Genomic DNA, 13,933 nt, shown 5'->3' with positions numbered 1-13,933 from the left:
GTCATATTAGTCGGACTATACTGTGATTACCCTATAAACTATATGGAAAGAGGTAATCACTATGAACTATGAAATCGTCACCCTTCCAGAGAAAATCGTTGTCGGTGTAACGGCGCGGACTTCACACACCGATCCCCAATGCCAGCAAGTCATCGGCGGCTTATGGCAGAAATTTATGGGGGAGGGAATTTGGGTGTCCATTCAGAACCAGGCGAATCCCTATTGCCTAGGGCTGTATTCCGGCTATGACGAAACTTCCTATGACGTCACCGTAGGGGCCGAAGTGACGAAAAACGGCAATCCCGAACTGACTGAAAAAATCATTCCCGCCGGCAGCTACGCCTTATTCCGGATCAAGGGCGACGTTGTCAAAGACGTAGCAGAGGCATGGGATAAAATCTGGACGCTGCCCCTGGAGAGAAGCTTTACCGGTGATTTTGAAGAGTACCTGAGCAATGAAAACGGCGTGGCGGAGATCAAAATCTATATTGCATTAAAATAAAATCGATATTAAATGGGAATATTGCACGGGAATAAGGTAAGGAGTTGGACTTGTGGCTGTCTGGAATCCATGGCGGGGCTGTCACCGCTACAGTGAGGGCTGTAAATTCTGTTATATCCATAAAGGGGATATGAAAAGAGGGATGGACACCAACCTGATTGTGAAGTCCGCCAAATTCAACGCCCCTGTGGCTGTGAACAAACAGGGCCATTACATCATGAAATCCGGACAGCTTGTTTATTGCTGTTTTTCAACCGACTTCCTCCTTGAGGATGCGGATCCCTGGCGTGATGAATGCTGGAGCATGATGAAAGAGCGCCCGGATCTGCATTTTCTTTTTCTCACCAAGAGGATTGAGCGCTTTTCCCAATGCCTTCCTGGTGACTGGGGTGAGGGGTATGAGAATGTCACGGTGGGCTGTACGGTGGAAAACCAGCACACCGCAGATGAGCGCCTGGAAATCTTCTCAAAATTGCCCATTAAGCACAAAAATATCGCCCTTCAGCCCATGCTTGAGGCGATAGATATTGAAAAGTATTTAGAGGGTATTGAGTTAGTGGTCGTGGGCGGGGAATATGATCGCAATGCCCGGCCTTTTGATTATGAATGGGCCCTGGCGGTCAGAGAGCAGTGTATACGGCATCAGGTCAGCTTCTCTTTCCGTCAGTGCGGGACCAACTTTATCCAGAACGGAAAACTGCGCAGGCTTAATTACGGCATGCTGTTCAAGTGTGCCCGAGAGAGCAATATAGACTATCAGGCAGGAAGGGAGTAAAATTATGCTGGAATTACCCGAAGTCCTCACTCTGGTCAGGCAGCTGAATGAAAGCGTGAAAAACCGGCGTATCCTGAAAGTATGGCCCCCCACAAAGGCACATAAATTCTGCTGGTATAGCGGCGAACCGGAAGAGTATGACAAAGCGCTTGCCGGCAGCAGGATTGCCGGAGCCGAGGGATTCGGAACCTTCGCAGAACTGATTTTTGACAACGACCGGAAGCTGTGCGTCAACGACGGGGTGAATCTCCGTCTTATGCCGGCCGGTAAAGTTCCGGAAAATTATCAGTTGATGATGGAGCTGGACGACGGGCAGGCTCTGGTCTTTACGGTGGCCATGTACGGCGGAATCTTTGCCCACGACGGCAGTTATGACAATCTATATTACCTGGCCAGCAGGAACTCTATCTCCCCCTTTGCCCAGGATTTCCCCGCTTATTACCTCCGTCTCTTTTCAGAAAGCAAACCAACCCTCAGCGCTAAGGCCTTTCTGGCCACGGAGCAACGTTTTCCCGGCATCGGCAACGGCACGCTGCAGGATATTCTTTTTGAAGCGGGCATCCATCCGAAACGCAAAATAGGCACCCTGGAGCAATGGGAACGGGATAAGCTGCTTCAGGCGGTTATCGAAGTGCTGAATGAAATGGCAAAGCTTGGCGGCCGTGACACGGAAAAAGATTTGTTCGGAGTTTCCGGGGGATACAAGACAAAGATGTCAAAGAATACAGCAGGAACGGACTGTGGTCAATGCGGCGGGACAATCCTTAAGGAAAACTACCTGGGGGGCTCAGTGTATTTCTGCCCGGAATGTCAGCCCCAGGATTTGGCTGATCAGAACCTGGTCAGATGATTTGAGGGGTGTCACACTTAGCCGGTGAGGAGCATATCCTTCAATTCCCTCAAGAGGGCTCGTCAGATTCGAATCCGGATTCGAATCTTAGTTTCACCCCAAGAAACGGGGGCGTCGCAAAACTATTTTGCAATGGCCCCGAATAGCAAAGAGGCCGGCTTGTTTACACAAATCGGCCTCTTTGTTTATCGAGATATAGCTTATTATAGCCCGATGACAAAATCAGATTTCTCCATAACTATGGAACAACCGGCCTAGCTGACTTCGATGGCCACCTTGCTCCCCCCCAGCCCGGCTTGAGCAGGTGTGACCATGAGCTTGACAGGCACCCTGTTCTTGATCGAATCCACATGGCTGATGATGCCCACGGATAACCGGTCATGGTGGAGCCTTTCCAAGGAGTCCATCACCACTTCCAGGAGGTTGTCATCCAGGGTTCCGAAGCCCTCATCCAAAAAGAATAACTCTAAGGGGGCTGTTCCTTTAAGCTGAATTTGGGCGGACAGGGCTAACGCCAAAGATAAGGAAGCCAGAAAGGTTTCCCCTCCGGATAAGGTCGTGGCATCCCGTTGGGCACCGCCGTTCTTATAATCCCGGATCAGGAATTTTCCGTTCTGGTCCACTTCCAGACCATAGTTGCCCCCGGTAATCTCTCTGAGCCGTTTACCGGCTTCCATGGAGACGTATTTCAGTTGGTGGGCCGCCACAAATTCAACGAATCGCTTCCCTCTGAATAATTTCTCCAGATCCCGCAAAAGGCCCAGCTGCCGTTCCAACTCTGCCTGACTCTTCAGGAGGTCTTTTTTCTTCACCAAATTCTCCTTCATAGTCTTGACATGAGTCTCGATCTCGATCTTGCTCTCCTCCAGCCCTTTGCAGAGGATTTCTTTTTCTTCCTTGTGCCTTTGCAGCTGCTCCCATCGTTCAGCGGTCAAGCTCCGCCCTCCAAGTTTCTTTTGCAAATTCCCAATGGCGCCAAAGATCTGAGTCAGGGAATCCTGATAGTCCTTGACCTGCTTTTTGAGTTTCTCTATCTCATCTCTGCTCAGCAGGTGACTTTTCGCTTCTTCAATATTCTCGATCTGTTCCTCCTGTAAAACCTTATCCAGGGACTCTTTATCCTTTTGACTTCTTTCCGCCAGACCTTGCCGGCTGGTGTGTGCTGATTGCAGACGGACATAGCACTCGTTGTACTGTTTTTCCGTCTCGTTTTTCCTTGTTTCGGCCTGGGCATAGATCTGCTCGATCCGGGTTATTTGGCTGAGGACTTCCTTTTGATAGGTCTCTATATTCTCCACCTCACCCACTTTGGCTTTTATGGCAGTATGCTTGTCTTGTATGCTGCTCTCCTTCTCTTTGAGGGTTCCCAGGCTTTCCTTCAAAGATTCTGTCAGGGCGGACAATTCCGTGCTGAGAAATTCTTTTCTAGCCTGAGCTTTTTTTAAAGTATCTCTTAAGCCTTTCAACTCACTCTCCAGTCCGGCCTTCTCTTTTTCCTTGGCGGCAATCTCCTGGTGCTCCTGCTTAAGGTCCTGGATATTCAGTTCAGCCCTAAGAGCGGTTAGCTCCTGCTCATAAGCTTCGTATTTAGCCTTTGCCAGTTCGAGATTCTTTCCCCTGCTCTCCAGTTGGGCCTTTGTTTCCGCTTTAATGGTGTTTTGCTCATTAAGCTTTATAGCCAGCTGGTTTTTCTCTTGAGTCAGCCGGTTGATTTCTGCTTCCAATTCTCCTTTTTGCTTCGTATAGCGGGATATCCCGTCCCTTAATGTCTCAAATTCCTTCTGCATCGCCTCAGGGTCATAGGCTTTGTACGCTTCTCCCAAGGCGGCAGTTTTTTCTCTACAATCTTTCACGGTGCTTTCCAGGGTTTTGATCTGTTCCTGGGCCTGAATCATTTCCTGGTACAGACTTTGCTCATGCTCCTTCTTTTCCCTTAAAGCAGCTTGGATCTCTTCAAGCTTTTCAGTACCAACAGCAGCATTCCCATGATCAGGCTGATGGTGAGTTGATCCGCACACCGGGCAAGCTTCTCCCTCAACCAAGGCCACACGCAAAGCATAGGCCAGGTTTTCTCTTTCAATTTTCTTCAGAGCGCTCTCCAGCTCAGTGATTTTCTGTGTCAATTGAGCTTTTTGCTGTTGGGCAGTGTCCAGCTTGGGCAAAAGATCTCGAATACCCGCTTCGCTACGACTGATGGCGGCAGAATACTCGTGATGCCTGGCCCATTGCTCCTTGACTTGATTGAGCTTTTCCTGCAAGGTAACCAGGGTCTCCGAGTCTCCCGGGCAGGTTTCCTCTAAATTCTGCAGGGTTAAAGCAAATCCTTGGAGTATCTCCGTCTTGGCCTCCAGCTCTTGTGAAAATTTCAGTCCCTTTTCCTGAGCCTCTTGAAGCTTCTCATCAATGATTTTGACTTCTGAGCCTAAGCTGACCACCTGTTGCCCGGCTTCTTCCCAACGGCTGAAGGTAAGGAGGGCTTCATTGATTTTCTGCTTAAACTCCTGGTCGATGGTTAAAGCTTCCACCTTTTGCTCTTTCTCCTGAATATCAGCATTGACCTTGGCAATAAACTCTTCACCCTTGTGGACTCGGCCCTGCTTCTCCTCCCGTTCTTGTTCCAGCCGGCCAATGTTCTCTTGAAGAGACTTTTTTTCCTGGATGAGGCTCTCCAGCTTCTTTTTCTCCAGGATAGCGTCGGCAGCACTCTGCTCACGCAGCCTTAAAGCGGGGAGCACCTTGTCTTTTTGAGCTCCTGCTTGTTCCCATTGCGCCTCTGCTTCTTTTTTCTGCAAAGATAAAGCTGCAGTGTCCCCCTCTAATTGGGCTACTTGGACCTGAGTTGTGGCGATCTTCCCCAGGGTATCTTCATATTGATCCAGATAAGGTTTAACCCTTAGGGACCGTTCACCGAGAGTCGCTTGGATTTCACTTTCTTTAATCACAGCTTCTGTTTTTTCAAGTTCAGTTTTTTGAACTTCCTGCCGGTTTAATTCCTCCTGCAGCTCCCATACTTCTTTCCCGTTGTGAAAATCCTCGGCCGCCTTTTTTAATTCGGCCTGGAACTGAACCAGCCGCTCTTCAAGGGAGCTTAATTCCTTGTTCTTTGCTTCAAGAAGCTCTTCACTGCACTCTTCATAGGATTTGAGCTGACCTGCCAGGACATTGGCCTTATCCAGCTCCTGCCTGATTCTTGCTCCTAGGCGGGAGGACAGTTCATCGCCGTATCGTTGCAAATTAAACAATCTCTCCAGCATTTCTCTGCGGTCTCTTCCCTCCAGCCTCAGAAACTCGCTGAATTTCCCCTGGGGCAGAACCACGGTGCGGGTGAAATCCTCAAGGGTCAAGCCGATGATTTCCTCGCTCTTTTTGGTAACCTCCCTGACCTGTTCCTCCAAAACCGTCTCTCCTCCTGCAGTTATAAGAAGAATTTTGGCTGAATGGGTACGCACATTGCCTGACTTTTTATCTCTGCGAAACTCCCGATCCACCCGGTAAGTTTTGGTGTCCTTCTCGGCAATCTGGAATTCGTAGCTGACCTGCAACGATTCGCAGTTGGTGTTCATATAATTGGTGCTTCCCCGGGCCACTGCGCCATAAAGAGCCAGAGTCATTCCGTCCAGGATAGTGGATTTGCCGCTGCCGGTGGGTCCGAAAATACCGAATAAGCCTCTGCTGGTAAGCTGGGAAAAATCGATTTCCTGGGTATCGATAAAGCTGTTCAGCCCTTTGATCTTAAGCTTAATGGGTCTCATGGCTTTCTTCTCCCTCCTGCTCCTGAATAATGGATAACAGCAACTCCACAATCTCCTGCTGAGGTTCTACCGTTCTTTCTTTGCGATAAAATTCTTTAAAGATATCCTCAAATTTCTGCTCGGCAAAGCTGTTCAGGGTGCATTCCTCACTTTCCCTTCCAGGCAAAACCGGCACTATCTCCAGGATGTCTTTCTTGGTGCTTTTCATGAGTTTGAGCTCATCTTCCCGAATGTAGCGATCCGTATTGACTTCTAAGTACACCCAACACTCCCTGTCTTTGTTTTCTTCACATTTCTGGAGAGCCGCCTCGATGCTCCCGCACTTCCAGACTTCAATCGGTTTATACACTTTAAAATCCACCTCTTCAAGAGCGTACTCTTGTTGGGGCCTCAAATCGACAATGAAACATTTCTTAGCGAAATGGATCTCCTTTTTGCTGTAATGAATGGGGGAGCCTGCATAGCGTGCTCTTTTGTCCGTACCCGGAACGATTTGCGGCTTATGTATATGACCTAGAGCAATATATTGAGCTGCCTTGGGAAAGCAGCTGCCGTCCACGATAAAGCTTCCCCCTAATTGAATGCTTCGCTCTGAGCCTGATTCTTCGCTTCCTGCGGCAAAAAGATGGGACACTACCATATTGATTGTATCTTCCCGAAATTTTTCACTGAGGCTATCCAGGAGCATTTTGATTTTATCCCCATAAATTTTGAGCCGTTCCTCTTCTTCATCCATGGCATCATATAAGACTTCGTTGAGTCTTTTTTCACTGGGGTAAGGGAGGGTAAGGATCACGGCTTTTTCCCCGTTGATCTCAAGTTCCACAAAGCCTTCACCCGAATTGATCACCTGATGCCTGCCATACTCCCCTTGAGCCACAATCGTCTTAGGTGTTCCCACCATAATAATTCCATGATCCCTGGCTAAAGGCCCTGCAGCCACCAAGCGTTCCGGGTTGTCATGGTTTCCGGCGATGACTAAGGTGAGCCGCTCTCCATTGGCGGATAATTTCTTCAAGGTATCATAAAACATTTTCTCCGCTTTAGCCGGAGGATTGGGGCTGTCATACACATCTCCGGCGATCATGACCAAATCCACCTGTTTCGCCTCGACGATCTCAATAAAATCCTTCAGAAAAAGCTCCTGCTCCTCCATCCGGCTCAAACCCTCTAAATTCTTGCCTAAATGCCAATCTGAAGTATGTAGAATCCTCACATTCCCCACCCTTTCTCTCTATGGAGCCGGTAAATATCTTTTTGAGGAGCCGCACAATCCGGCTGCCTCAACTTTATGTGCTAAACCCATTATAGCTTATAGTCAGGACAAAATACTGACTAAAATCATGGTAAGTGTAAAAGAAAAAGCCGCTGCTTCAATCCCAAAGCAACGACTCCTATGGCGCGGAGCATTATCGCTGTTTCCCGGAGGGCCGGGGATTCAATTCCCGCTTGGCAAGATTTAACAGCTTCGGGGAGCTTAAAATATCCCAGCCGGTAAGGGCTAAGGCTTGAATAGCCAGCAAAAGCAGGCGCTCTCCCGGAGCGGAAAGGCAGGCCTGAGCAAAATCCCGTGTATGGGGTATGTTCATCCCTCCCCCAAGGGTTAAGTAAGGATGAATAGCCGGGACAATCCGGCTGACATTTCCCATATCCACAGAACCCATGGCCGATTGGGGAGGAGAAATGTTGCGAACGCCTAATTCCCGAAGATTGGTTTCAAAAGCCCCGGCCAGGGCACGATTGCTTTGCATTTCATCATACGAGTTTTCAAACATGTTCCAAGTGACTTTGGCTGAGACCGCGGACGCAGCCTCTTGGGCACAGCGTATTACCTGGTTGCGAATGATATTCAACACCTTCCTCTGGCGTGCCCGCAGATAAAACCGTGCCACAGCCCGTTCCGGTATCACATTGGGTGAGGTGCCGCCCTCTGTGATAATTCCATTAATATAAGCATCTTGAGGAAGATTATCCTTCAACCGGTTTGTCCGATTGAAAAAATCGATCAGGGCTTCTAAGGCATTCACGCCATAATAAGCAGCTGCCACAGCGTGGGCCGCTTTTCCTAAAAAAACGAACTCCAAGGCATCTAAGGCCAACGAGGAGATGATCGTAGCATTCTGACTCCCCGGGTGGAACATAAGGGCCGCATCCACCCCTTCAAATGCCCCTTCATTCACTAGAATGACCTTACCGCCGCTGGTTTCCTCTGCCGGGCTTCCCACAACCCAGATCTCACCGGGCAGTTCAAGGCTTTTGCTCAAAGCAATGGCTGCTCCCACACTGGCCGCCCCGATCAAATTATGCCCGCAGCCATGACCAATTCCCGGTAAAGCATCATACTCCGCTAAAAAAGCAAGTCGGGGACCAGGCTTATACCCTGAAAAGCGGGCGATAAATGCCGTATCCAAACCGGCGGCCGGCTGTTGAATTTCAAAGCCATGGCTTTTAAGCAGTTGGGTTAAGGTCTCCACCGCAAAATATTCCTGATACCCGAGCTCCGGACGCTCGCCAATCAGGCGTGCTGCCTCCCATGCTTCTTTCCAGACGATACAAGCCTGATCTCTAAAGAACATCTTAAGGGCGTCCATTAAAACAACTCCCTCTCTTTAGGAATTCCCGTCGATTGTTGTGCTATTGAGTTTATCTCGTATTCCTTCAAAGAGGACCCATGAAAACAAGATACCCATCACAGCCAAACCATATTGCTGCCATAGGAACTGATATCCTATTTTTAGGTTGGAGAGAATGGCCAGTGTATCGAGAAACCAATCCCACCTATTCTGGAGCCAGGCCAGCATAGGAATATTGGCGGTAAGCCACAGGACAAAGGTATTTAACCCGCCGCCAAGCCAAGGTCCCAAAAACCAGTTGATGAGAAAGAGACTTAAAGAAAGGACAAATAGCCCGCTTAAAAAAATGGTCCCCCATTTTCTGCGTTGCCTAACTAAGCGCTTTGCCTGAAAATCCACCGGAGCAGCAAGAATCTGTTCTATAATTCTCGCCTGCATTTCTTGCAAAGGCTCTTGCGCTATGGGCTTATCCTGAAATACCGACTTAAGCAGATCATCCATTTCCTTCATGACCATTCCTCCCTTCCATGATTTGGCGGAGTTTTTCTTTACCTCGATGGAGGTGCGTCTTGACTGAACTGATCGGAATATTTAAAACTGTGCTTATCTCTTCATAGCTTAGCTCCTGTTGGTAACGCAGATAGAGTGCTTGCCGGTAATGCTCGGGCAATTCTTCCAGGATCGCCCTGACGTCCAAGGCCTGCTCTTTGGCCAAATAGGCTTCCTCCGGTCCCATCTGCCGGTCCACCAGGCTCTCATCGATACTCAAAGGAATTTCCCGCTTTCTCTTGCGCATAAGATCGATGGCCTTATTTCTGGCAATGGCATAGAGCCAGGCCCGAAAAGTATATTTATCCGAGTAGCGCCAAAGATTCCCATAAGCTGCTAAAAAAGCTTCCTGGGCACAATCAAATACTTCATCCTCAGCGCCCAGTATTCCGCGTAAAAAATGAATTAAGGGTTCTTGATAGCGCTGGACCAGCAATCCGTATTGCTCATGCCTTCCCTTAAGAACCTGCTGAATTAATTCAGCATCTTCCATAATGGCGAGCAGCTCCTATCTCTTTCTTCTACCTCTCATCATGGTTACGTTTCAACACCTAAAAAAGTTTCGTTATTATCATTTTAAGCCGTATTCATGAATTCTGCAATTCAACTTTTGGCTAGAATTCTTTATTATATTTAAACTTTTTGTCACGGATAAATTTTTTGTCCAAAAGCCGAGCTTATGAGACCCACTGCTAATTCCGCGGTCTTATTCTGCGCATCCAAAATGGGGTTGACCTCTACCACATCCATGCTCAACAGGCATCGGCAATCAGCGACCATCTCCATAGCCAAATGAGCTTCCCGATAGGTCATCCCACCCTGAACCGGGGTTCCCACACCAGGGGCTTCACTGGGGTCCAATACATCCAGGTCAAAGCTGATATGGACTCCGTGGGTACCTCGATTGGCGATTTCCAGCCCTTGCCGAACCACCGCCTCCATACCCAAGCGGTCAATATCGCTCATGGTAAACACTGTAATCCCGGATTGGCGGATCATAGCCCGCTCTTCATCGTCAAAATCCCGGGCCCCGATAATCACGGTGTTTTCTTCCTTGATCTTCCGGGCGGCTCCGCCAATACTGGTTAACTCCTTAACGCCAATACCATTGGCCACAGCTAAGGGCATGCCATGAATATTGCCGCTGGAGGTGGTTTCCATGGAATTATAATCCCCATGGGTATCAAACCAAATAACGCCAAACTGCTTGCCGCTGGCGGCACACCCCGCTAAGGAGCCTATTCCCAAGCTGTGATCCCCCCCGATAATTAAGGGAATGACCTCCTCCTTAATGGCTTGAGCCACCAGGGGATAGAGCTTTTGATTGACCTCTGAAATCTCAGGAAGATATTTGAGCAGAGGATCTTTAATTTCCCGGGTCTCGGCGATCGGTACATCGATATTACCCACATCCTCCACTTCCCAGCCCAGCTTTTTTAAGCGCTCATGAAGACCCGCATAGCGAATAGCACTGGGACCCATATCCACCCCTCTCCGATCCGCTCCTAAGTCGATAGGCACTCCTATGATGCGCACCTTTCTTCTTTCCATTGATAACCCCTTCTTTCGATTTTAAGATTGTAAACCTTGTGCTCCTCAGGTTTGCTTTATATTTTGTTTTTTATGGTATGAGTCTCTTATTAAGCTTTTCAAGGAAAAGAAATTTATATACAAAAAAAGCAATAGGAGGTCATTAGGGAGGCGCTAAACTTTTTTGATTCCTTTCAGAATATAACCTAATCCGAGTCCTAAGAAAGCACCTATTGTAGGCAAATGGAAACAGCAGACTTTAAAAATCTGCTGCTATTTTCTAAAATGTTTAATTGGACTTAAGGGATGAGCTGCTTCAGAATCTCTTCCATATCCATGCCTTGGATTAGCTCAAAACTTCCCGCTTGAAAACGGCCGGCCAGATTCTTTTGCTTAACTAAATCCAGGAATTCGTCTTTCGAAGATATCCATCCTTCGTCAAGCAGAAGGCCGGCAATTCTATCTGCCGTAGATCCTGAGGGAATAACAAAGGTTTGCGAGGGCTGGGGGTTCTGTATAGGGTTTTCTCCCGTCTCATCAGGCTTTACCGGATTTTCGGGAAGCTCAGGGTTGTTGTTCCCCTCCCTGTTCTCATCTTCACCTGGATCAGGAACCTCACCCCGGCTTTCGCTGCCCGGTGTGTTGCCGCCGGGACCGGTCTGCTCCGGCGGTGAACTCCCGGCAAAGTTAATGCTCACAGGGGGAATCACCATGGCCAGAAGAGCACTGAGTATCAGTCCTGAAGCCAACCCTAATATATAGGAGCGGGATAGCTTCATGCTTTCAGCCCCTTTCCCTTAAGGGCTGTACGCAGAACCATATTGACTGCATCCCGGCTGATGGCTAAATGACCGGCAATTTCCGCTACAGACCAGCCTTGCTGGTCAAGCTCCAAAACCCATTGATACTTTTCGGGGAGCATTGGAGAAAGGGGCTCCACTTCAGTGTACCGGTCAAGAGGTTCCAGGGGAGAATCGCTCAAAGTATTGCCATTATCATAGAGACGATGATAATGATTGGTCCCCTGACTTGAGTTCAGAGGATTGGCAGAGAGATAAGGCTGGGGTTTCATCTGAGGCTGGGGCTGAGCAAAAGTGTTCACAGCTGAAGAGGTCAATTGATTAATATTAATCTTCTGGGCATTAACCTCGGTACGGAGATCCGCTTGAACGTTCTCATTGCGGAACAGTCTCAACTCATGGTCTCCTAATTGAGTTTCAACTTCACGAAGACCTTTTTGAACTTTGCTGATCTCCTTTTTTACTCCGGCTAATCCTTGAAGGATGGTGAGTATTTCCGGGCTGGTTTTGCCGGAAGTATTCCCCATTCTCATCGCCCAAACAAGACAAAGCACCCCTAATATAAACAAAAGGACGGGTAAAAAAGTCATGCGGTATTCCCTCCTATTTTTTCGCAGACCAAAGCGTAGAGTACATTATTCGGGACAATACCCAACATTTCCTTCTTTTTCAGCAAATCCAGTTCTTATGCCTTCATTGGGAGCAGCATTTGTAAAAGTCAATTGGCTATAGAATGTTATACAAATATGTAATATAATGTTAGTGATATTAAAATTAAGGAGAGTTGGAGATATGTTCCGTAAATTTATGCGAAGGTCCTTTACCCTTACTTTAATATTTCTATTAATGTGCTCTACTTATGTTTCAGCCGTGCCGTTATTACCCTGGTTGCCAGAGCCCTTGGTTCACTCTACTCAAATTATTGAAGACCGGTTAGAAATGACCGGCCCAACCACCGGCATTTTTCACTACAAACTTTTCGATAAAAATGGCAAGGACATAACCAGTGAATTTCCGGTTTCTGATTTATTTGTGGAAGCCAAAACTTCAAGCGGCTGGAATACTTTAGGAGTCGCCAAAGCAAGCTTGGACCCTCAAACAGGAACCTGTACATTGACTTATAACTTTTCCGAAGCGGACAAATATATTTATATTAATATCTCGCCCAGATACAGCAGAGGAGCTTATGAAAGATTAATTGTCGGCAATTCTGATGAAGAATCCCTGAAAAGAGTTGATGAACTTCACATTCTTACTGATAGCTTAACGAGTTCCGGAGCCAATACCGCCACTTTTCGCTACAATATCATCAATTTCATCGACGATATTACCCCTAAAATTCCTGCCTCTCAGATCGAAGCCTTTTCAGCCCCAGGTTCCGAGATCACCCTTGACCCTGACACAGGTACCGGCACCATTGCTTTTGATACCTTAGATACAGATCAGCTTATCCAAACCACTCTAAGAGATAAACTCACGGGAGTTACCGCCGTTTTAAACACTTTTGGACTAAAGCCGGTTCCAGCTTCGCAAGTAACAACCCCTTCGGCAATATCCAGAGTTGATTTCGTTTCAAGTGATCTGGTAAAAACCGAGACGGGTACAGCAACTTTCCAATATAAACTGTTGGATCATTATTATACAAATATCACCAAAACCATTCCCTCGGAACAGCTGAAGGCAACAGCTGTCATTAATTCTACCCATGCTGATGTAAGCCTGGATCCAGAAACCGGTACCGGTACCATAACTTATGATTTCTCTGATAATGATGAGCAAGTTCTGGTTACTTTGGCTCACCAAAAAGGAATGGAAATCTCAGCGCTGTTAAACCTTCATTCGCCATCAGGGTATGAAGCAAGCGACACTGAAAACAACACTGATGAGGATCTTGACATCGCTCAAATATCTTTTTTACCCACTGGTAAATTATCCCCTAATATCACTACTTATTTGCAATACCGAATACTTAATAAAGAAGGTAAAGATATAACGCCAAAAATTCCTGCTTTAGAGTTGTATGCAAGCTCATCTGTCAATTCAATGATCGATTTAAAGCCATCAGACAGGGATTTTAAGATAACCTATAATGTACACGACTCAGATAAAACGATTCTTGTTTCCTTGGAAGACAAAGCCACCGGTGTAAAGACAGCCATCAATATCGGCGATATGCCTCCAGAACCTGGATCAGAAGATACTTCCATTGATAACACAGCCCTGACCTTTAAGGATCCCGTTTTGGAAAAAGCAGTCAGGGAGCTTATCTATAAGCCAACAGCAGAGATTTATAAAAATGATGTTAAAAACATCTTAAACTTATTCATCGGCAAAGGCTGTGAAGATTTATCCGGAATAGAAAACTTAACCGGTCTGGCCTCTCTTACCATCCATTCCGATCAACTTGGTGATCTATCGCCTTTAAAAGAGCTGCCAAAATTAAGAAGCCTTAACTATCAGGGTACCCTAAATGACTTAAAATCTTTAGAACAGCTGACACATTTAACTCTTCTTGAGATTGGCTCTGCAACACTTGGTAACTATGATTTATCCTCAATACAACAAGCTTTACCCAATTGCTACATTATACATTAAATAATAA

At 47.2% G+C, this 13,933-nt stretch carries 12 protein-coding genes; 4 read left to right on the top strand and 8 right to left on the bottom strand.

Going from position 1 to position 13,933, the window contains the following annotated elements; genetic code table 11:
- Positions 1-61 precede the first annotated feature (61 nt).
- The 3 genes from DHAF_RS03845 to DHAF_RS03835 are packed head-to-tail and all read left to right on the top strand — an operon-like array spanning position 62 to position 2,127.
- Positions 62-502, top strand: a complete 441-nt coding sequence (locus tag DHAF_RS03845) for a GyrI-like domain-containing protein (protein ID WP_015943013.1) — start codon at positions 62-64, stop codon at positions 500-502.
- Positions 503-554: 52 nt separating this feature from the next.
- Positions 555-1,277 (top strand): DUF5131 family protein, encoded by a 723-nt coding sequence (locus DHAF_RS03840; protein ID WP_015943012.1) that lies wholly within the window; start codon positions 555-557, stop codon positions 1,275-1,277.
- A gap of 4 nt (positions 1,278-1,281) precedes the next feature.
- Complete coding sequence (locus DHAF_RS03835) at positions 1,282-2,127, top strand: DNA-formamidopyrimidine glycosylase family protein (RefSeq protein WP_015943011.1); 846 nt, start codon at positions 1,282-1,284, stop codon at positions 2,125-2,127.
- A gap of 254 nt (positions 2,128-2,381) precedes the next feature.
- On the opposite strand, the gene DHAF_RS03830 is transcribed toward DHAF_RS03835, so the two are convergent.
- The 8 genes from DHAF_RS03830 to DHAF_RS03795 form a co-directional block, all read right to left on the bottom strand.
- A complete protein-coding gene (locus tag DHAF_RS03830) occupies positions 2,382-5,879 on the bottom strand; it encodes an AAA family ATPase (RefSeq protein ID WP_015943010.1) in 3,498 nt (1,165 codons plus the stop codon).
- Positions 5,866-7,095, bottom strand: a complete 1,230-nt coding sequence (locus tag DHAF_RS03825) for an exonuclease SbcCD subunit D (protein ID WP_015943009.1) — start codon at positions 7,093-7,095, stop codon at positions 5,866-5,868. The genes DHAF_RS03830 and DHAF_RS03825 overlap by 14 nt, the downstream gene beginning before the upstream one ends.
- Positions 7,096-7,288: 193 nt before the next feature.
- Complete coding sequence (locus DHAF_RS03820) at positions 7,289-8,470, bottom strand: amidohydrolase (protein WP_015943008.1); 1,182 nt, start codon at positions 8,468-8,470, stop codon at positions 7,289-7,291.
- A gap of 18 nt (positions 8,471-8,488) precedes the next feature.
- Complete coding sequence (locus DHAF_RS03815) at positions 8,489-8,962, bottom strand: hypothetical protein (RefSeq protein WP_005808690.1); 474 nt, start codon at positions 8,960-8,962, stop codon at positions 8,489-8,491.
- The gene (locus DHAF_RS03810) at positions 8,946-9,494 is read right to left on the bottom strand and encodes an RNA polymerase sigma factor (protein WP_005808691.1); all 549 of its coding nucleotides are present in this window, start codon (positions 9,492-9,494) and stop codon (positions 8,946-8,948) included. Before DHAF_RS03810 ends, DHAF_RS03815 begins: the two co-directional genes overlap by 17 nt.
- Positions 9,495-9,646: 152 nt before the next feature.
- Positions 9,647-10,552, bottom strand: a complete 906-nt coding sequence (gene rocF, locus DHAF_RS03805) for an arginase (protein ID WP_005808692.1) — start codon at positions 10,550-10,552, stop codon at positions 9,647-9,649.
- Between the two features lie 278 nt (positions 10,553-10,830).
- Positions 10,831-11,310, bottom strand: a complete 480-nt coding sequence (locus tag DHAF_RS03800) for an MltG/YceG/YrrL family protein (protein ID WP_015943007.1) — start codon at positions 11,308-11,310, stop codon at positions 10,831-10,833.
- Positions 11,307-11,921 (bottom strand): RNA polymerase sigma factor, encoded by a 615-nt coding sequence (locus DHAF_RS03795; protein WP_015943006.1) that lies wholly within the window; start codon positions 11,919-11,921, stop codon positions 11,307-11,309. Before DHAF_RS03795 ends, DHAF_RS03800 begins: the two co-directional genes overlap by 4 nt.
- Before the next feature lie 202 nt (positions 11,922-12,123).
- On the opposite strand from DHAF_RS03795, the gene DHAF_RS03790 reads away from it, so the two are divergent.
- On the top strand, positions 12,124-13,926 hold the full coding sequence (locus DHAF_RS03790) for a hypothetical protein (protein ID WP_015943005.1): 1,803 nt from the start codon (positions 12,124-12,126) through the stop codon (positions 13,924-13,926).
- The last annotated feature ends 7 nt before the right edge of the window (positions 13,927-13,933 follow it).

Origin of the sequence: Desulfitobacterium hafniense DCB-2 (assembly GCF_000021925.1) — a bacterium.
GTDB classification, from domain to species: Bacteria; Bacillota; Desulfitobacteriia; order Desulfitobacteriales; family Desulfitobacteriaceae; genus Desulfitobacterium; species Desulfitobacterium hafniense.
Note: the sequence above shows the minus strand (reverse complement) of the source record. Positions and strands in the feature narration are given on the sequence as shown.

What these genes read in the sequence shown, in the direction of transcription:
- DHAF_RS03845 (WP_015943013.1), top strand. Translation starts at nt 62, where the DNA reads ATGAACTATGAAATCGTCACCCTTCCAGAGAAAATCGTTGTCGGTGTA.
- DHAF_RS03835 (WP_015943011.1), top strand. Translation starts at nt 1,282, where the DNA reads ATGCTGGAATTACCCGAAGTCCTCACTCTGGTCAGGCAGCTGAATGAA.
- DHAF_RS03830 (WP_015943010.1), bottom strand. Translation starts at nt 5,879, where the DNA reads ATGAGACCCATTAAGCTTAAGATCAAAGGGCTGAACAGCTTTATCGAT.
- DHAF_RS03820 (WP_015943008.1), bottom strand. Translation starts at nt 8,470, where the DNA reads ATGGACGCCCTTAAGATGTTCTTTAGAGATCAGGCTTGTATCGTCTGG.
- DHAF_RS03815 (WP_005808690.1), bottom strand. Translation starts at nt 8,962, where the DNA reads ATGAAGGAAATGGATGATCTGCTTAAGTCGGTATTTCAGGATAAGCCC.
- DHAF_RS03810 (WP_005808691.1), bottom strand. Translation starts at nt 9,494, where the DNA reads ATGGAAGATGCTGAATTAATTCAGCAGGTTCTTAAGGGAAGGCATGAG.
- rocF (WP_005808692.1), bottom strand. Translation starts at nt 10,552, where the DNA reads ATGGAAAGAAGAAAGGTGCGCATCATAGGAGTGCCTATCGACTTAGGA.
- DHAF_RS03800 (WP_015943007.1), bottom strand. Translation starts at nt 11,310, where the DNA reads ATGAAGCTATCCCGCTCCTATATATTAGGGTTGGCTTCAGGACTGATA.
- DHAF_RS03795 (WP_015943006.1), bottom strand. Translation starts at nt 11,921, where the DNA reads ATGACTTTTTTACCCGTCCTTTTGTTTATATTAGGGGTGCTTTGTCTT.
- DHAF_RS03790 (WP_015943005.1), top strand. Translation starts at nt 12,124, where the DNA reads ATGTTCCGTAAATTTATGCGAAGGTCCTTTACCCTTACTTTAATATTT.